At 55.0% G+C, this 16,325-nt stretch carries 20 protein-coding genes; 11 read left to right on the forward strand and 9 right to left on the reverse strand.

The features are described 5' to 3' along the window. Positions 1–49: 49 nt before the first annotated feature. The 3 genes from ACR0BU_RS21105 to ACR0BU_RS21115 all read right to left on the reverse strand — a co-directional run bounded on the left by ACR0BU_RS21105 (position 50) and on the right by ACR0BU_RS21115 (position 1,944). On the reverse strand, positions 50–358 hold the full coding sequence (locus ACR0BU_RS21105) for a hypothetical protein (protein WP_480738796.1): 309 nt from the start codon (positions 356–358) through the stop codon (positions 50–52). 119 nt (positions 359–477) lie between these two features. Further along, positions 478–1,293, reverse strand: a complete 816-nt coding sequence (locus ACR0BU_RS21110; RefSeq protein WP_480738797.1) for a hypothetical protein — start codon at positions 1,291–1,293, stop codon at positions 478–480. Positions 1,294–1,368: 75 nt separating this feature from the next. After that, entirely contained in the window at positions 1,369–1,944 is a 576-nt protein-coding gene (locus ACR0BU_RS21115; protein WP_480738798.1) for a hypothetical protein, read from the reverse strand. Between the two features lie 70 nt (positions 1,945–2,014). On the opposite strand from ACR0BU_RS21115, the gene lepA reads away from it, so the two are divergent. The 4 genes from lepA (at position 2,015) to ACR0BU_RS21135 (ending at position 6,315) form a co-directional block, all read left to right on the forward strand. Beyond that, positions 2,015–3,829 (forward strand): translation elongation factor 4, encoded by a 1,815-nt coding sequence (gene lepA / locus ACR0BU_RS21120; protein WP_480738800.1) that lies wholly within the window; start codon positions 2,015–2,017, stop codon positions 3,827–3,829. A gap of 316 nt (positions 3,830–4,145) precedes the next feature. After that, entirely contained in the window at positions 4,146–5,312 is a 1,167-nt protein-coding gene (locus tag ACR0BU_RS21125; protein ID WP_480738802.1) for a tetratricopeptide repeat protein, read from the forward strand. A gap of 117 nt (positions 5,313–5,429) precedes the next feature. Beyond that, positions 5,430–5,750, forward strand: coding sequence for a hypothetical protein (locus tag ACR0BU_RS21130; protein ID WP_480738803.1), 321 nt, complete (start codon positions 5,430–5,432; stop codon positions 5,748–5,750). A gap of 112 nt (positions 5,751–5,862) precedes the next feature. Next, positions 5,863–6,315, forward strand: a complete 453-nt coding sequence (locus tag ACR0BU_RS21135) for a hypothetical protein (protein WP_480738805.1) — start codon at positions 5,863–5,865, stop codon at positions 6,313–6,315. Between the two features lie 495 nt (positions 6,316–6,810). On the opposite strand, the gene ACR0BU_RS21140 is transcribed toward ACR0BU_RS21135, so the two are convergent. Both ACR0BU_RS21140 and ACR0BU_RS21145 read right to left on the reverse strand, forming a co-directional pair. Next, positions 6,811–6,948 (reverse strand): entericidin A/B family lipoprotein, encoded by a 138-nt coding sequence (locus ACR0BU_RS21140; RefSeq protein WP_120633371.1) that lies wholly within the window; start codon positions 6,946–6,948, stop codon positions 6,811–6,813. Between the two features lie 177 nt (positions 6,949–7,125). After that, positions 7,126–7,467, reverse strand: coding sequence for an ArsR/SmtB family transcription factor (locus ACR0BU_RS21145; RefSeq protein WP_480738807.1), 342 nt, complete (start codon positions 7,465–7,467; stop codon positions 7,126–7,128). Positions 7,468–7,834: 367 nt separating this feature from the next. On the opposite strand from ACR0BU_RS21145, the gene ACR0BU_RS21150 reads away from it, so the two are divergent. The 6 genes from ACR0BU_RS21150 (at position 7,835) to ACR0BU_RS21175 (ending at position 11,598) form a co-directional block, all read left to right on the forward strand. After that, positions 7,835–8,467 (forward strand): ATP-dependent Clp protease proteolytic subunit, encoded by a 633-nt coding sequence (locus tag ACR0BU_RS21150; protein WP_298936956.1) that lies wholly within the window; start codon positions 7,835–7,837, stop codon positions 8,465–8,467. A 132-nt stretch (positions 8,468–8,599) separates the two neighbouring features. Then, a complete protein-coding gene (clpX, locus tag ACR0BU_RS21155) occupies positions 8,600–9,868 on the forward strand; it encodes an ATP-dependent Clp protease ATP-binding subunit ClpX (protein WP_298936955.1) in 1,269 nt (422 codons plus the stop codon). 67 nt (positions 9,869–9,935) lie between these two features. Continuing rightward, positions 9,936–10,307, forward strand: a complete 372-nt coding sequence (locus ACR0BU_RS21160; RefSeq protein WP_299082665.1) for a Rid family hydrolase — start codon at positions 9,936–9,938, stop codon at positions 10,305–10,307. Between the two features lie 80 nt (positions 10,308–10,387). Continuing rightward, positions 10,388–10,771 (forward strand): NADH:ubiquinone oxidoreductase subunit NDUFA12, encoded by a 384-nt coding sequence (locus ACR0BU_RS21165; protein WP_298936953.1) that lies wholly within the window; start codon positions 10,388–10,390, stop codon positions 10,769–10,771. A 12-nt stretch (positions 10,772–10,783) separates the two neighbouring features. After that, entirely contained in the window at positions 10,784–11,233 is a 450-nt protein-coding gene (mlaD, locus tag ACR0BU_RS21170; RefSeq protein ID WP_299082663.1) for an outer membrane lipid asymmetry maintenance protein MlaD, read from the forward strand. Continuing rightward, on the forward strand, positions 11,230–11,598 hold the full coding sequence (locus ACR0BU_RS21175; RefSeq protein ID WP_298936951.1) for a DUF2155 domain-containing protein: 369 nt from the start codon (positions 11,230–11,232) through the stop codon (positions 11,596–11,598). The genes mlaD and ACR0BU_RS21175 overlap by 4 nt, the downstream gene beginning before the upstream one ends. Here ACR0BU_RS21175 and aat read toward each other — a convergent pair. The 4 genes from aat to ACR0BU_RS21195 all read right to left on the reverse strand — a co-directional run bounded on the left by aat (position 11,553) and on the right by ACR0BU_RS21195 (position 14,772). Continuing rightward, the gene (gene aat / locus ACR0BU_RS21180) at positions 11,553–12,185 is read right to left on the reverse strand and encodes a leucyl/phenylalanyl-tRNA--protein transferase (RefSeq protein WP_299082661.1); all 633 of its coding nucleotides are present in this window, start codon (positions 12,183–12,185) and stop codon (positions 11,553–11,555) included. The genes ACR0BU_RS21175 and aat overlap by 46 nt on opposite strands. 45 nt (positions 12,186–12,230) lie before the next feature. Continuing rightward, the gene (gene accC, locus ACR0BU_RS21185; RefSeq protein WP_480738810.1) at positions 12,231–13,580 is read right to left on the reverse strand and encodes an acetyl-CoA carboxylase biotin carboxylase subunit; all 1,350 of its coding nucleotides are present in this window, start codon (positions 13,578–13,580) and stop codon (positions 12,231–12,233) included. 9 nt (positions 13,581–13,589) lie between these two features. Then, positions 13,590–14,084 carry an acetyl-CoA carboxylase biotin carboxyl carrier protein gene (accB, locus tag ACR0BU_RS21190; protein ID WP_298936948.1) on the reverse strand — a complete coding sequence of 165 codons (495 nt, stop codon included), beginning with the start codon at positions 14,082–14,084 and terminating at the stop codon, positions 13,590–13,592. A gap of 151 nt (positions 14,085–14,235) precedes the next feature. Next, positions 14,236–14,772 (reverse strand): LuxR C-terminal-related transcriptional regulator, encoded by a 537-nt coding sequence (locus ACR0BU_RS21195; RefSeq protein WP_299082659.1) that lies wholly within the window; start codon positions 14,770–14,772, stop codon positions 14,236–14,238. Positions 14,773–14,985: 213 nt separating this feature from the next. Here ACR0BU_RS21195 and ACR0BU_RS21200 point away from each other — a divergent pair, with 213 nt between their 5' ends. After that, complete coding sequence (locus ACR0BU_RS21200; RefSeq protein WP_480738812.1) at positions 14,986–16,278, forward strand: helix-turn-helix domain-containing protein; 1,293 nt, start codon at positions 14,986–14,988, stop codon at positions 16,276–16,278. Positions 16,279–16,325 lie beyond the last annotated feature (47 nt).

Raw genomic sequence — 16,325 nt, forward strand, 5'->3', positions numbered from 1 at the left:
GCTGCGCCTTTCTGGGGCGCAGTTCGGGTCAGGTCAAGGATTGATCAGCCTAGTTGCAGATCGCCTGCGCCATCTGGCCAAAGTTCCGATACCGATCCCACAGCGCATCGTCGCGCTGGGTCTTGGACATCTTGAGTTCTTGCGCCTGGTGCGGGTCGCGGAACCACTTGGCAACGGTCTTCTGATCGCTGCGGGTCAACGCCTGGTTGGCCACCCGCTGAATGCAACTGCACCGATCCCGCGTTGCTGCCGACCGGTCAGACGCCAGACACGCCCGTTTGATCTGCGCCGCGTCCACGACCGGAGCTATTGCCACCATCGACGTGGCGCAGAATGCGATTAAGAGGAACTTTTTCATGCTCATGCCTCGATATTTGCCTGCCCGGACGGGTCTGATGCCCCTCTCGGTCTGCGGAGGAGTATGAATCAAACTGATTGTTCAATCAATTCACAAAAGCTGCATCAGTTTGTTTCTGTTTAGAGGACGCCAAGAAGTCTCAGGCCAAGTTGCACCAACGCGTACAACATGCCTGAAGCTGTTGCTGCCTGCATCCCGAGTCTTACCATCTTGTTATCTTTGCTGTCGTGCCATTCTGCGGCCTTATCAGTAAGCAGAGCCATCTTTGACGTTCGACTAAACAAACGTGTTGCTGCATCTGCTCCGGGCAAGGTCGGAGATCCGTCCGGTAAGGGTAATAAAGCATCGTTGATGAGCGATGAAATGTCCTCGGCAAAGTCCTCAGCCAAATCTCCCTCACTTAACTTGATCAATACGGGTTGCGCTTGTTCCAGCAAACTTTTGGCGTCATCGTCGAGTTCTGAGAACGCCTGCAGTGCCAACTGTTCGCGATTGGCTGCGACTTCCGGGTGATTTGCTCGTATGCCTCGGACACCATCTTCAACCGCGTCCAATAGAGCGAGGTTGTCCTCGCTGTCCGGCAATTCCTTGGTATCATGGATTTGCCGCCTTAGCCCCTTGGCAACAGCGGTCAGTGTCAATTCCGCTTGCTGCGGATTGCCGCCATAGCGTGTAAGGACGCGGCTGATCTTGCGGTATTCACCAGAACGCTCTGAAAGACCGTTGTTCCTTTGCAGAGCATCGTCTAGCGCGTCCGATACATTCGTAAGTAAAGCTGACAAAAGCGGCGCGTTTTGCACCGGAACCGGGATGACTCGAACCCTTTCGTTCTCCGGGTTCATTTCAATTATTTCGGCTTGAGGCAGTGCACTAGACAGTGCTCTAGCTTTGATGATCTCGATTTCGTGCGCAATGGCAACTGGCCCCAGATCCAAGACTTCATCTGCGATTAGTAAAACGCTTTTTTCCAGGTTCCAATTAATTGGATGACCAAGCAGAAAGGATCGGTACTACTCACGCCAAAATGACCATTGGTCTGTTTGTTCAGAGGATGCCATTCGCACGCCGACTTTGAAGACAGGTTCTGCGCTAGTTTTCTTTCGAGGAATTGAAGGCCAAAGAGGTTCATGGAGCAAAGAACTCTCGGTGACAATTAAATCATAGGCAAGTTCATTGTGCGTTCCAAAAAACTCAGATTCATCTTGGAGCGACAATATCAAAGGATTATCTGGAGTAACTCTTAGGGCACTAGTCAGAGCTCTAGTCGCAGAACTCAACGGACCAGCCTCCATCCATGTCATCTGCCGACCGTTTAGCCCTCTAGCCCAAATTGGATCAGAAAGTACTGGAATTTCGTCCAAAGATTCGAGGCTGCTTTCGTTGAGTAAATCTTCAAATCCTATAAGAGCTTCGTGATTCTGGGTCGAGGGTGGCGATCTTAGTGCAACCGATGTGCTAATCAGTGTTCGACACAAATGTAGCTTGAAGATTGGATAATCATCTGCAACGGATTCTCTGAACGCAATTGGAAACAAACGCAATGCGTGCCTGAAGAGCACGGTCTTATTTGGAAGTTCATCAGTCATGTCACATTGCTCGGTTCTTGCGCTGTCCGCACCTTGACCAACCCACGATTCCTCTACATATCCCCAACCCATGACAGACCTCGCTCATATCCGCAATTTCTCCATCGTCGCGCATATCGACCATGGCAAATCCACCCTTGCTGACCGGCTCATCCAAGAGACCGGGACAGTCAAGGATCGTGACATGAAGGAACAGCTGCTCGACAGCATGGATATCGAGCGCGAGCGCGGCATCACCATCAAGGCCAACACGGTGCGCATCGACTATACCGCCGATAATGGCGAGAAATACGTGCTGAACCTGATCGACACCCCCGGCCACGTGGACTTCGCCTATGAGGTCAGCCGCTCCATGCGCGCGGTCGAAGGCTCGCTGCTGGTTGTGGACTCGACGCAGGGCGTCGAGGCGCAGACGCTGGCGAATGTCTATCAGGCCATCGACGCCGATCATGACATCGTTCCGGTGCTGAACAAGATCGACCTGCCTGCGTCCGACTGTGACCGCGTGGCGGAACAGATCGAGGATGTGATCGGCATCGACGCGTCCGAGGCGATTCAGGTCAGTGCCAAGACCGGGCAGGGCATTCACGAGACGCTGGAATCCATCGTCACCCATCTACCCGCGCCCAAAGGCACGCTCGACGCGCCGCTCAAGGCGATGCTGGTCGACAGCTGGTACGACGCCTATCTCGGCGTCATCGTTCTGGTCCGCATCATGGACGGCACGCTGAAAAAGGGGATGCGGGTCAAGTTCATGTCGAACAACACCCTGCACCATGTCGACCGCGTCGGCGTCTTCCGGCCCGAGATGGAGATGGTCGACAGCCTCGGCCCCGGTGAGATCGGCTTCCTCACCGCCTCGATCAAACAGGTCCGCGACACCCGCGTTGGTGACACCATCACCAATGACCGCAACGGCACCGAAGACGCGCTGGACGGCTTCAAACCCGCGCAACCCGTCGTATTCTGCGGCCTCTTCCCCGTGGACAGTTCCGAATTCGAAGACCTGCGCGACGCCATCGACAAACTGGCGCTGAACGACGCCAGCTTCAGCTTTGAAATGGAAACCTCGGCTGCACTTGGCTTTGGCTTCCGCTGCGGCTTCCTCGGGCTGTTGCACCTCGAGGTCATCCGCGACCGCATCGAACGCGAATATGACATCGAGCTCATCACCACCGCGCCGTCGGTGATCTATCACGTCTACATGAAAGCCAAAGAAGGTTCAGAGGGGGAGATGATCGAGCTGCACAACCCCGCCGACATGCCCGACCCGTCGAAGGTCGACCATATCGAGGAGCCGCGCATCAAGGCGACCATTCTGGTGCCCGACGAATACCTCGGCGACGTGCTGAAACTCTGCCAGGACCGCCGCGGCATCCAGCTGGACCTGACTTATGCGGGCACCCGCGCCATGGTCGTCTATGACCTGCCGCTGAACGAGGTCGTCTTTGACTTCTACGACCGCCTGAAATCGGTGACCAAGGGCTATGCCTCGTTCGACTACCAGATGACCGGCTATACCGAGGATAATCTGGTCAAGATGTCGGTGCTGGTGAATGACGAACCGGTCGATGCGCTGTCAACCATGGTTCACCGCGACCGGGCCGAGATGCGGGGCCGGGCGATGTGCGAAAAGCTCAAAGACCTGATCCCGCGCCACATGTTCAAAATCCCGATCCAGGCCGCCATCGGAGGCAAGGTCATCGCCCGCGAGACCCTCTCGGCGCTGCGCAAGGACGTGACCGCCAAATGCTACGGAGGCGACGCCACGCGGAAACGCAAACTGCTGGACAAGCAGAAGGCGGGTAAGAAAAAGATGCGTCAGTTCGGGAAGGTGGATATCCCGCAGGAGGCGTTTATTTCAGCGTTGAAGATGGATAGTTGAAGCGTGTAGGGACGAGAACAGCAGATACATTACCTTTTTGACTGTAAGAAAAAACTTGAAAGACGATGCGAAGGGGTTCTTTTGATATCCACGTGGAAATGATGTTTGAAATTTATTAACGTGGTCATCCCAGAGCCGCCCACGTACAGTCTCGGAGCAACATTCCAATATCTCTTTGTTGGGTGGGGCGGCTAATGTATTGTCAAGCCGGTTGACGTGGTCGGTTGCAGTTTCGTAGTGTACATTTTGCAGTATTGTGGTTATCGTAATCTATTCTTGCGTGTGTTTCAATCCGAATACTTTTTGAGGTGTTTTCATGGATGAGTTTTTCGAAGCAGTAGCAAAACAGTTTCCAACACTTATTACTGTTACTATCATTGTTGTTGTTTGTTATATTGTGATTCGAGAGTTTAAAGCCAATAGGGCAGAGACCGAAAGAGTTGCCGAAAAGATCATTAATGCAAAACTTGGTGAAACTCTTTCTGCAATTCAAGAAAAGATTTCTAACTCAGATTCAATTTTTCAACGACAAGTTTCCCGTATGAGCGAGTTGAATGAAAGATTTGATCAGTTTTCATCTGAAATCTCGATTAAGGAAGCAGCGACACAGGAGCTATTTGATCAGGCGACTAAGCAACTCGGAAAGCTTCGGGACTCAATTCCAGACGTTGATAACGAAAGCGCTTTCGATATCTACCTTCAAGCGAGGGAATCTGAAAGCTCGGCAATTAAGGCGGGACTATGCCTAAAGCTCTTGGAGCATGATGATGTTACGTCACCCGATTTGGAGCTGGCGGGCGATTTAATGCGGCAAGCGAAGCGTACATCACTAGCTATGAAGCTGTATAGGAAGGCTCACGAAACCGATCCAGAGAATAAGTCTGCAAAGATTGAGTATTTGGCGCTGTTAGCCGAGCTATCGCACAAAGAAAGAAAAATGGCGTTAGAAAAATCTAAGTGTCTTGTAATATCGGAGCGAAATACGAATTGGTTTCGACGGATCTGTGACACTTTGATCGAGATTAGTTACTATGAGGAGTTGGTTGATTTTTCTCAGAAATTCATAGAGAGTGTAGAAAATGAAGATCATTCAGCTCGAGCCGCAGGGCTTCGAAATAAGGCAGTTGCCCTGAGAACCTTGGGACGTATCGAGGAAAGCGCAGAGAGCTATGAGCTCGCACTGAAACTTTCTCCTGATGACGAAAATGTTTATCGACCGTATCTGTATTTACTAGAGCAGCAAGGTCGTGATGCCTTATATGTGGAGATTGCAAAAAAGCTAATTAGTCTAGACCCCTCGGATGTGAGCTATTACCTGTCACTAGCCGAACACCTTTTTAAGCGTGGAAAATATGAGGAGGCGCGGAGATGGTTAAATTGGGCAGATAACTTTCAAGCCGAACCTTTAACTGAAATCAAACTAAGGACTTTGACTGGAAAGCTAAATGCTGCGGAAGCTTTAAAAGCATTTCTCGAAGAGTAAAACTCTTATTGAAAATTTGTTTTAACCGGTCACCCAATCCACTGTGACCAACCTCACAGCCTCCCTTCCACCCTCCTGCTACTGTTGATCCATCGGAAACCGTCCGAGGAGGCGCAGATGTCCACGTCCATGATCCCCCTTATCGCCCTCGGGTCGGCGGGTCTCTATTCTGTGGCAATGATCGCGATGAAGTTCTGGTGGAAGCTCCCCGGCGTGGGCCTCGGCCTGTTGATCGTAGCGACCCTTCTGGCCGGGGCGACGCTCGAACTCGCCGCGCTGCGCGAGGAACGGCTGGGCATCATCTATACCGGCATTCTGGGGGCCGAGGTGGTTCTGATCGCCATCGCCTCGTTCTTTTTGTTCGGCGAGAACTTCTCGTATCGCGAGGGGCTTGGCATCGCTCTGGTCATCCTCGGCACCGCTTTGGCCTGGGCCTGAGGCGAACATGAAGCCAACATTAAGCCTCCTTTAGAAAACTTGTATGCCCCCCGAACCCTCCCAATCTGTTTAAGGACGGCCAACGATGGCCACACAGTTTGGAGGAGAGACCATGACCAGATATATGACTGCCGGAGCAGCCGCTTTGGCCACGAGCCTCACTCTTGGAACCGCCGCTTTGGCCGATACATCGCCAGACCTGCGCGGCACCTGGATCGGCACCTATACCAAGGTGTCCCCGTCCCGCACTGCCACCGGTGACGCCCCGCGTTTCCACAATGGCGAATGGGTGCTCGACATCCAAACGCAGCAGGAAAACCTGTTCTGGGGACCCAGCATGTGGCGGCCGAACAGCGATGCGGACTGGCGGGTATATGATGCCACCGGCACCGTCAGCTTGGATGGGTCAGGCACGATCGGATTGGTCGAAAGCTCGGCCGACCCAGAGATTGGTGTGAACGCACTGGTGGATGCCAAGTATCAGGACGGTAAAATTTATGCGGATTTCCGTAGCCTGCGCCGAGGGACAGCGTACAGCGTTGTTCTAGAGCGTCAGGTGAACTGAAGCGTCTCTGGCCCGACGGGTTGAGGGGGTATGTACCGCCGTTATTATTTGAACGCGGCATTGTGTAATCAGTATCCCGCTCGGGTCAGAGCGCTTCTCATAATCGGAACCAACGCCCCCATCGGGGGGAAGTGGGCCGGGCGGCGATTTCGCCGCCCGCGATTGAATCCAGTCCGCCACTTCGCCAGAATGCGGCGTTCTTCGGCCCAGATCATCTGGACCTTGCCTTTTGTGCAACTCGAAAGACTGGGGGTCTGAGTGCTGTACAAAATCCCGCAATTTCGATCTAAGCGAGGGTATGCTGCCCTTGTCGGTCGGTGGGGAGAATTGAAGGTTTCGCCGAGTGATTTTGTGCTTGGGAGGGTTTTTACATCCCAAAACGCTCGCAAGACAGGGCCCCATTGCGACAGCAAAAGAGCCCCGTTTTCACGTCATGTGATGCGGTGTTTGGTCAGCTTAGGCGTTGCAAACAAGCCAGCTACACTTGGCTGCGGGTCAGAGGTTTTCCTGAACGTCAGTTGCTGCGCCTTGTATGGCATCGCCAGCGTTTTCAATGTCTTTGCCAGCGCCTTTTGCGGTTTCGCAAGCTGTCAGTGCGAACAGGCTCAGGCCAATCAAAATTACGCGGATCATACGTGTCTCCTCAGTACATAATTCTCCTTCGGTAACATCTTTTACGCACCTGAACCAGTGCCTTAGCCGCATATTGATACAAGCTGGTTTGAAAGCGCAACTTGGCTATTCACCTAGCTAGCGCTGATCTTTTGAGAATGGGCATGGTTCGAATTTATTGCGATCGGTCGGTTGACCTTAGGCGTTGTTATCGCTGCAAAAAAGCTCGTACACGACTTCAAGCATGCGGCGCGGACGCTCATCTGCCAGGCGATAGTAAATCGCTTTGCCCTCGCGCCGAGGTGTGACCAGACCTTCTAGTCGCAGGCGGGACAGTTGTTGCGACACTGCAGCTTGCCGCGCCGATAGAAGATCTTCCAGCTCAGTCACGGATTTTTCGCCCGAGGTCAGGTGACACAGGATCATCATGCGGCCCTCGTGGCTTATCGCCTTAAGGAAATTTGATGCTCGTGTCGCATTGTCGATCATAAGATCCATGTCTTCCTTAGACATGTCGTGGGACAGCTGGGGGAGTGCCATAATCGTCTTCCTTGCGAACCCGTCAGTTGGGTGCTGCTCCAGTGGCGGTGCGACCCTTAAGGACGATCCGCATTTGTACTTGCCTTATATGCTTATTTGCAAGCGCATGAATCAGAATATTGTGATGAGCAAAAGGGGAACTAAAGGCGAATTTCCCCGGTATCGCGAAAGGCCAAATACAGGCTGCACTCGATAAGGATCGGGCTGTGCCGGTCGATAGCTGGACCCGTTGTGTGGTTTAGGGCGGTGCACCAATCGGCTATTGTTCTCGAACACCCCCCTTGCAGCCCCCCGGTGGCAATACTAAGACTCGGGTAACTCTCGTTGGGATAAAATCCCGATCCATAGCAAAGCAGGCAGGTTCCGTATGTTCGATCCAGTAGATACCTACATGAATACGCTCGTTCCCATGGTCGTCGAGCAGACCAGCCGGGGCGAGCGCGCATATGACATTTTCTCGCGTCTGCTGAAAGAGCGGATCATTTTCATCAACGGACCGATCCACGATGGGATGAGCCATCTGGTCGTGGCCCAGTTGCTGCATCTTGAAGCCGAAAATCCGAACAAGGAAATCTCGATTTATATCAACTCGCCGGGTGGCGTGGTGACCAGCGGTTTGTCGATTTACGATACAATGCAGTACATTAAGCCAAAGTGTTCGACATTGGTAATCGGTCAGGCGGCCTCGATGGGGTCGGTTTTGCTGGCCGGTGGTGAGAATGGCATGCGCTTTTCCCTGCCCAACAGTCGCATCATGGTGCACCAGCCAAGCGGTGGGTATCAGGGGCAAGCCAGCGATATCATGATTCATGCGGCCGAGACGCAGAAACTCAAGGATCGCCTTTATGATATCTACGTTCGTCATACCGGGCAGACCAAAAAGTCGGTTGAAAAAGCGCTGGACCGTGACAATTTCATGAGCCCGGAAGAAGCCAAAGAGTGGGGTCATATCGACGAGATCGTCGAAAACCGCGCAAAAATGGATACGGAAGAGGCCTGATGCCAAAACTCCGCGTCACCGGCGCGGGGGTCATTTTGAGATTGTAGCCGTCACAGTGCTGGCCTAAGCTGCATGAACAGGCGCAAACGCGTTCCGCAAAGGGGCGCAGGGATGGAGCCCGAAAGGTAGATCATGGCGACGAATTCAGGCGGTGACGGCAAAAATACGCTCTACTGCAGCTTTTGCGGCAAAAGCCAGCACGAGGTGCGTAAGCTGATCGCGGGCCCGACCGTTTTTATCTGTGATGAATGTGTCGAGCTGTGCATGGACATCATCCGCGAAGAGACAAAGGCCAGTGGGCTGAAGTCCTCGGACGGTGTGCCGACACCAAAGGATATCTGCGAGGTTCTGGACGACTACGTGATCGGACAGGCCACCGCCAAACGGGTTCTGTCGGTAGCGGTCCACAATCATTACAAGCGGCTCAATCACGCTCAGAAGTCTGGCAGTGATATTGAATTGGCCAAATCCAACATTCTGCTGATCGGTCCAACGGGCTGTGGTAAGACGTTGCTGGCGCAGACGTTGGCGCGCATTCTCGATGTGCCGTTTACAATGGCTGACGCAACCACGCTGACCGAAGCGGGCTATGTGGGTGAGGATGTCGAAAACATCATCCTCAAGCTGCTGCAGTCCAGCGAATACAATGTCGAACGCGCCCAACGTGGCATCGTCTATATTGATGAGGTCGACAAGATAACGCGCAAGTCTGAAAACCCCTCAATCACCCGCGATGTATCGGGTGAGGGTGTGCAGCAGGCGTTGTTGAAATTGATGGAAGGCACTGTTGCCAGCGTTCCTCCGCAAGGGGGACGCAAGCACCCGCAGCAGGAATTCCTGCAAGTGGACACGACGAACATCCTATTCATCTGTGGCGGTGCCTTTGCTGGGCTGGACAAGATCATTGCGCAACGCGGCAAAGGCTCGGCTATGGGCTTTGGTGCTGATGTGCGGGACAATGATGATCGAGGTGTAGGCGAGATTTTCAAGGAGCTCGAACCCGAAGATCTATTGCGATTTGGCCTGATCCCCGAATTTGTTGGCCGTCTACCGGTTCTGGCAACGCTTGAAGATCTGGACGAGGACGCTCTGGTCACCATCCTGACCAAGCCGAAGAACGCATTGGTCAAGCAGTACCAGCGCCTGTTCGAGCTGGAAGATGCCGAATTGGGCTTTACCGACGATGCGCTGAAGGCGATTGCCAAGAAAGCCATCGAACGTAAAACCGGTGCACGTGGATTGCGCTCGATCCTCGAAGATATCCTATTGGATACCATGTTCGAACTGCCAGGTATGAAGAACGTGACCGAGGTTGTTGTGAACGAAGAGGCTGTAAACTCGGAAGCGCAACCGCTGATCATCTACGCAGATGCTGCGCAGGAGTCTGCTTCGGCCGGTTGAGTATCTGCAGATTGTTCGAAAAGCGGCGCGGTGATACCCGCGCCGCTTCTGTTTGAGGAGTAGCCAAATGATCAAACGAATTCACTCCGGCGGAGAATATGAAAAGAAGGTTGGTTATTGCCGTGCAGTGGTTGCAAATGGTTTTGTTTTCGTCGCCGGAACTTGCGCCCAAGGTGATCACATTCCTGAAGATATTGTTGGTCAATGCCAATCGTCTTTGGATGCGATTGGAAAAGCCCTGGCCGAGGCCGGAGCGGGTTTCAAAGATGTGGTCCGCGTGAACTACTATTTGCCGGATATGAGTGAATTCGAACTGTGTTGGCCGTTGTTGCAGGACGCATTCGGTGCAAACCCACCCGCAGCAACGGTGGTCGAATGTAACCTCATCACACCGAAAGACCGGATCGAAATAGAAGTCACCGCAGTTCTGCCTGAATAACGTTGAACCTAGGTCGGGCACTGGACCTTGGCGGGCCTTTGGTCCATACCTTTGCTCGACCGAAATGCCGGAGGCAGCCAATGGGAATCCTGAACACTCTTTTGCGGGCCGTGACGTGGTGGAACGGGGCAACCCTGAACACACAAATCTATACCGCGCGTAAGGGCGTTAAAGTTGGCGAAGACAACGAAGGCAACGTGTTTTACCGCAATGCAGATGACAGCAAGCGCTGGGTGATTTTCAACGGTGAAGCCGAGGCCAGCCGGGTTGATCCCGAGTGGCACGGTTGGCTGCACCGGACCTGGGATGAACCACCAACAGACAAGCCGTTGCCACACAAATCTTGGGAAAAACCGCATCAAGAGAACCTGACGGGAACGGCCCTTGCCTATACTCCCGCAGGGTCGTTGCGCCGGGCTGAACCGGTTGAGCGTAAGGATTACGAGGCCTGGAGCCCGGAATAAACGAGGCGAGCAATGTCCCACAATTGGACCGAAGTTATTGTCGGTGGCGCTGTATTGGCATGTGCCGTTGCGTTTGGTGTATATGCCAGCCAATCCACTGGCCTGTCGCAAAACAGCGCCGGGTATGAGCTGGGCGCATCGTTCCGCTCACTTGAAGGCGTTGGTGTCGGCACTGACGTGCGGCTGGCCGGTGTCAAGATTGGCACTGTCACAAACGTGGCCTTGAACCCGGATACTTACCGTGCCGATACGACGTTTTCGGTAGCAGACGGTATTCTTGTTCCGGATGACAGCGCCATCGTGATCTCGTCCGAAGGGCTGCTTGGCGGGAACTTCGTCGAAGTTATGCCAGGCGGATCGCCTTTCTTTTTCGAACCCGGGGACGAGATCGAAGATACCCAAGGCGCAGTCAGCCTGATCTCTCTGCTGGTCAAGTTCGTGGCCGGGGATGGCAGCGAATGATGCGTGCGGTCCTGATGTCTTTGCTGCTGGTGGGAACAAGCGCCGCAGCACAGCAAAAGGTTCAATCCGGTCCCGGTGCCTTGTTGCGCGGTCTGGACAAAGTGAATGGGCAGACCGTTGATGTTGAGATGCAGAACGGCCAGACCCAATCGGTTTTTGGGCTGGATGTGGCGTTGGGCGATTGCCGCTATCCGGTGGACAATCCAACCGGGGATGCCTTCGCCTATCTTACAATCTGGGACACAGGCAAAGCGGATCAGTTGTTTGATGGCTGGATGATAGCGACCTCACCGGCGCTGAATGCTTTGGATCACGCGCGCTATGACGTTTGGGTGATCCGCTGTATCACGCCTTCGGCGGACTGAGACAGCGGCGCAGAGAAATCGGCGCTGGTGTTTATCGCTTCTTCCAGCAATGAACGGTACCGACTGCGCGGTATTTCGATGGCCCCCAAGGACGCGAGATGTGCGGTTAGAAATTGCGTATCGAACAGTTGAAACCCGGTTTGCAGCAAACGGTCTGTCAGATAGGCCAACGCGATTTTCGATGCATCCCTGCGGCGCGAGAACATGCTTTCCCCAAAGAATGCAGCCCCCAGAACGACGCCATAAACTCCGCCCACCAACAAGGTTCCGTCCCAGATTTCAAGGGAATGCGCGTGGCCCGAAACGTGCAGGCGCTGATACAGGCTCCGTAGTTCGTCGTTAATCCAGGTGTCGGCGCGGTCGGCACAGCCATCCACGACACCGGCAAAATCCTGATCAATGGTCACATTAAATCCGCAGTTTCGGATCCGGCGGGCAAGGCTGCGTGAGATGTGAAACCCGTCCAACGGAAAAACGCCCCGAATTTTGGGATCGACCCAGAACAGCTCCGGATCATGACGATGTTCCGCCATCGGGAAGATGCCGATGGAGTAACCGTGGAGCAAAAGTTCAGGGGACAGGCTCATTTGGGTCGCCTGAGGGCCGGTGAGTGACCCACCAGCCCAGCGTTGTTATTCGGACATATTCTCCGCAAGCCAGTGCTCCAGCCAGTGGATGTTGTAATCGCCGCTGTGGATATCTGGGTTCTGAAGAAGCTCGTGAAACAACGGTACCGTGGTGTCGATGCCATCTACAATCAGCTCTCCCAGTGCCCTGTTCAGGCGCGCCAGTGCCTCGTCCCGGTCGCGACCCTGTACAATCAGCTTGCCGATCAGCGAGTCGTAATAGGGCGGGATCGAGTAGCCATCATACAGCGCTGAATCCATCCGCACGCCCAATCCGCCGGGCGCGTGATAGGCCGTTATCTTGCCGGGGCAGGGCGAGAAGTTGGGCAGCTTTTCAGCATTGATCCGAACCTCGATCGCGTGGCCGTTGATTACAAGATCGTTTTGCCCGAAAGACATCGGTTCTCCGGCTGCGACAAGGATTTGTTCGCGGACCAGGTCGACCCCGAAGATGCCTTCGGTCACCGGGTGTTCCACCTGAAGGCGGGTGTTCATCTCGATGAAATAGAACTCGCCATTCTCATAGAGGAATTCGATGGTGCCTGCGCCGATATAGTTGATCTTGGCAACCGCATCCGCGCAGACCTTACCGATCTTGGCGCGCTCTTCCGGGGTGATGCTGGGGCCTGGGGCCTCTTCAAAGACCTTCTGGTGGCGGCGCTGCAAGGAACAGTCGCGTTCGCCCAGATGCACGGCCTTGCCCTTACCGTCACCGAAGACCTGGATCTCGATATGGCGCGGTGTGGTCAGGTATTTCTCAATATAGACCTCGTCATTGCCAAAGGCCGCTTTACCCTCGGCCCGCGCCGTCATGAAGGCACTTTCCATCTCATCCGCGCTCATCGCGACTTTCATGCCGCGCCCGCCGCCACCTGCAGTGGCCTTGATGATGACGGGATAGCCGAATTCCTCACCGATCTTTTTGGCCGCAGCCAGATCGGGAACGCCGCCGTCCGAACCGGGAACGCAAGGAACACCTAGTTCCTTCATGGTGTCCTTGGCGGTGATCTTGTCGCCCATGACGCGGATATGTTCTGCGGTGGGGCCGATAAAGGTGATGTCGTGATCTTCGACGATCTGCACAAACTCGGCATTCTCGGACAGAAAGCCGTAGCCAGGGTGGATTGCTTGCGCGCCGGTAATTTCACAGGCTGAGATGATCGCAGGCACTGACAGATAGCTTTGCGGGCTGGGCGGGGGGCCAATACAGACCGATTCGTCGGCCATGCGCACATGCATCGCGTCGCTGTCGGCGGTGGAGTGGACGGCGACCGTCTTTATCCCCATCTCGCGGGCAGCGCGGATCACGCGCAGGGCGATCTCGCCCCGGTTGGCAATCAGGATCTTATCAAACATGAGCCCGCCTTACTCAACGATGACCAGGGGGGTGCCGAATTCAACGGCATCGCCATCACCGACAAGAATACGCTTGATGGTACCCGATTTGGGTGCGTGGATGTGGTTCATGGTTTTCATCGCTTCGACGATCAGCAACGTGTCGCCTTCGGACACGGACGCGCCAACGCTAATGAAAGACGGTGCGCCCGGTTCGGGCTGCATATAGACGGTTCCAACCATGGGCGAGGTCACGGCACCGGGATGGCTGGCCGGATCTTCCTGCGCCGCTGGGGTCTCTGCTACAGGGGCCGCGGCTGGGGCAGCAGCAGGTGCTGCAGCGGCTGGAACGGCAACCTGGACCGGTGCAGGGGCGGCTTGCATCATTCGGCTGACGCGGACGTTCAGGCTGTCTTCTTCGCCATACTCGCGCTTGACCTGCAATTCGGTCAGGTCGTTGTCACGCAGCAATTCGGCCAGTGCTTTGATGAACGCAACATCCGCTTCGTGTTTGGTATCTGTCATGAGTGTCCTCGACGGTTCCCCTTTGGCCCGTCTGTTTCATGCGGGCTTTGATCTGATTACGCAGCGTTATAAGCTATGCGATGTGTCATGAAAAGCGCAGTCTGGCAATGTTAATCCGAGGGTCAAGCAGGCCCGGAAACGGTCGGCTCGATCACAAGGGCATTCCCGACAGTTTCGCCACCAGTTCCGGCAACTTGCGGGCACCGTGTTTCTCCAGAAGTCGGGCGCGATAGGCCTCGATCGTGCGGTAGCTCAGTCCTAATTCTATGCCGATTTCCTTGGCAGACAGGCCGCGGCACGACAGGATCGCCACTTCGCGTTCCCGGACGGTGAGCTCAACTAGTGGCCTCTCTTCTGAGATGTCGGAAAAGCTCCAGATCCCGTGGCGAAACGGATCCTCGGGCGTCAGAGACCGCCCCCGTGCACGGCACCAGAACAAATCGCCATTGCGCCGACGCATGACGCGCTCGTCGGAGTAATACCCGGTGTCCCTCATCACCTGCAGGCTGCGTTCGCCGATCCTCTCCCAGTCAGCAACCGAGGGGTAGAGTTGCAGCAAGGGCATGTTGCGATACTCGACTTCTTCGCCGCCGAAGGTCCGCGCAAACTGCAAATTGCAGCGTCGGATAACCCGGTTTTCCAATTCGACCAGTCCGATCGGAGCATATTCAAAGGCGGGGTCACTCATCTGCCTATGGTGCAGGGAAACCGAGTGGAAATGAAGGGGTGATGCATGGTCTTGCCCACCAGAACCTAAGGCACGGGTGCGGCGGGCGGTGTTTTCGTTGTCAAAGCTGTAAAGGAAAGTTGAAAACTAGTGCGTAAGTCGCAGGAATTGATAAGATGTTCTGAAAAGTGATTGCTTCTAATGTAGGGCCACTTGCCACGAGGATTGTGACGAATGCGCAATACGCTGACTGGAAGCCGAATCCGAGAAAGACGGCAGATCGCAGGATTGCGGCAGGCCGAGCTTGCGCGTCGGGTCGGGATTTCAGCCTCCTATCTGAATCTGATTGAACACAACCGACGCCGGATTGGGGGGAAACTCCTGGTCGATATCGCGCGGGCTTTGTCGGTCGAACCCTCGCTTTTGACGCAGGGGATCGAAGCCACTTTGATTTCGGCATTGCGCGAAGCCGCGGTGGACTCTGTTGGTCACCAGGCCGAGTTGGACGTGCTTGAGGAGTTCGCCGGACGTTTCCCGGGATGGGCCGGCGTTCTTGCGCAGATGCATAGGCGTGTCGTGTCGTTGGAGCGCACAGTAGAGACCCTGTCCGACAGGCTGACTCATGATCCCCATCTTGCGGCATCTATGCACGAGGTGCTTTCTACGGCGGCCGCAATCAGATCAACCGCGGCCATTTTGGCGGACACCCAGGATATCGACGATGAGTGGCAGGATCGTTTTCACCGGAACCTGCATCAGGATGCCGAAAGATTGGCAGACAGTTCCAAGGCGCTGGTCACTTATCTGGATGATAGTGACTCAGCCGCGGATCCGCGCGGGGTCCCGTTGGAGGAGGTCGAAGCCTTCTTTGAAGCGCGGGGCCACAGCTTTCCTCAGCTTGAAACTGATGGTGATGCCGGGGCTATTGACCTGGGCGGCCTGAACACTGCGGCCGCCCGCAAAGTTGCCCGCGATTTGCTGAACCTCTGCGCTGCTGATGCGCGTGCCATGCCCTTGAATAAGCTCAAGGCCGCCTTGAAGGAGAAAGAGCCTGAACCGATTGAGTTGGCGCAGATGTTCTCCGTCGACATGGCCACAGTTCTCAGACGACTTGCCTTCTTGCCCGAAGGCTGTCTGCAGCGTCCCGCGGGCCTTGCGATATGTGATGCGTCCGGCGGTATCTTGTTTATCAAGCAGATTCCTGGCCTTGCCCTACCGAGGCATGGCGAGGCCTGCCCACTATGGCCGCTATACTCTGCCTTGAACCAACCTTTGGTGCCGATACGAAGGCGTGTTGTGCAGCTGGGGCGCAGTGCGGCAGAGTTCGAGTGCCACGCGTATGCCTGGCCACATTCGGTGTCTGGCTATGACCTGACTCCGGCCTATCGATCGGTGATGCTGGTGCGTCCGGCGGGGGATAGCGCGCTTGGCACGACCGCGACGACTGTCGGTCCAAACTGCCGTGTTTGCCCCAGTGGTGACTGCGAGTCGCGACGTGAGCCATCGATTTTGAGCGAAGGTTTTTGACAGTTTCCTGACAGAGCGCTTAATCTGGTCGCGGCGGGTTGCCATGT

The sequence above is a fragment of the Ruegeria sp. CK2 genome (genome assembly GCF_056536585.1).

What these genes read in the sequence shown, in the direction of transcription:
- accB (WP_298936948.1), bottom strand. Translation starts at nt 14,084, where the DNA reads ATGACAGATACCAAACACGAAGCGGATGTTGCGTTCATCAAAGCACTG.
- ACR0BU_RS21145 (WP_480738807.1), bottom strand. Translation starts at nt 7,467, where the DNA reads ATGGCACTCCCCCAGCTGTCCCACGACATGTCTAAGGAAGACATGGAT.
- ACR0BU_RS21130 (WP_480738803.1), top strand. Translation starts at nt 5,430, where the DNA reads ATGTCCACGTCCATGATCCCCCTTATCGCCCTCGGGTCGGCGGGTCTC.
- aat (WP_299082661.1), bottom strand. Translation starts at nt 12,185, where the DNA reads ATGAGCCTGTCCCCTGAACTTTTGCTCCACGGTTACTCCATCGGCATC.
- lepA (WP_480738800.1), top strand. Translation starts at nt 2,015, where the DNA reads ATGACAGACCTCGCTCATATCCGCAATTTCTCCATCGTCGCGCATATC.
- ACR0BU_RS21160 (WP_299082665.1), top strand. Translation starts at nt 9,936, where the DNA reads ATGATCAAACGAATTCACTCCGGCGGAGAATATGAAAAGAAGGTTGGT.
- ACR0BU_RS21175 (WP_298936951.1), top strand. Translation starts at nt 11,230, where the DNA reads ATGATGCGTGCGGTCCTGATGTCTTTGCTGCTGGTGGGAACAAGCGCC.
- ACR0BU_RS21200 (WP_480738812.1), top strand. Translation starts at nt 14,986, where the DNA reads ATGCGCAATACGCTGACTGGAAGCCGAATCCGAGAAAGACGGCAGATC.
- mlaD (WP_299082663.1), top strand. Translation starts at nt 10,784, where the DNA reads ATGTCCCACAATTGGACCGAAGTTATTGTCGGTGGCGCTGTATTGGCA.
- ACR0BU_RS21135 (WP_480738805.1), top strand. Translation starts at nt 5,863, where the DNA reads ATGACCAGATATATGACTGCCGGAGCAGCCGCTTTGGCCACGAGCCTC.
- accC (WP_480738810.1), bottom strand. Translation starts at nt 13,580, where the DNA reads ATGTTTGATAAGATCCTGATTGCCAACCGGGGCGAGATCGCCCTGCGC.
- ACR0BU_RS21115 (WP_480738798.1), bottom strand. Translation starts at nt 1,944, where the DNA reads ATGACTGATGAACTTCCAAATAAGACCGTGCTCTTCAGGCACGCATTG.
- ACR0BU_RS21140 (WP_120633371.1), bottom strand. Translation starts at nt 6,948, where the DNA reads ATGATCCGCGTAATTTTGATTGGCCTGAGCCTGTTCGCACTGACAGCT.
- clpX (WP_298936955.1), top strand. Translation starts at nt 8,600, where the DNA reads ATGGCGACGAATTCAGGCGGTGACGGCAAAAATACGCTCTACTGCAGC.
- ACR0BU_RS21165 (WP_298936953.1), top strand. Translation starts at nt 10,388, where the DNA reads ATGGGAATCCTGAACACTCTTTTGCGGGCCGTGACGTGGTGGAACGGG.
- ACR0BU_RS21105 (WP_480738796.1), bottom strand. Translation starts at nt 358, where the DNA reads ATGAAAAAGTTCCTCTTAATCGCATTCTGCGCCACGTCGATGGTGGCA.
- ACR0BU_RS21125 (WP_480738802.1), top strand. Translation starts at nt 4,146, where the DNA reads ATGGATGAGTTTTTCGAAGCAGTAGCAAAACAGTTTCCAACACTTATT.
- ACR0BU_RS21150 (WP_298936956.1), top strand. Translation starts at nt 7,835, where the DNA reads ATGTTCGATCCAGTAGATACCTACATGAATACGCTCGTTCCCATGGTC.
- ACR0BU_RS21195 (WP_299082659.1), bottom strand. Translation starts at nt 14,772, where the DNA reads ATGAGTGACCCCGCCTTTGAATATGCTCCGATCGGACTGGTCGAATTG.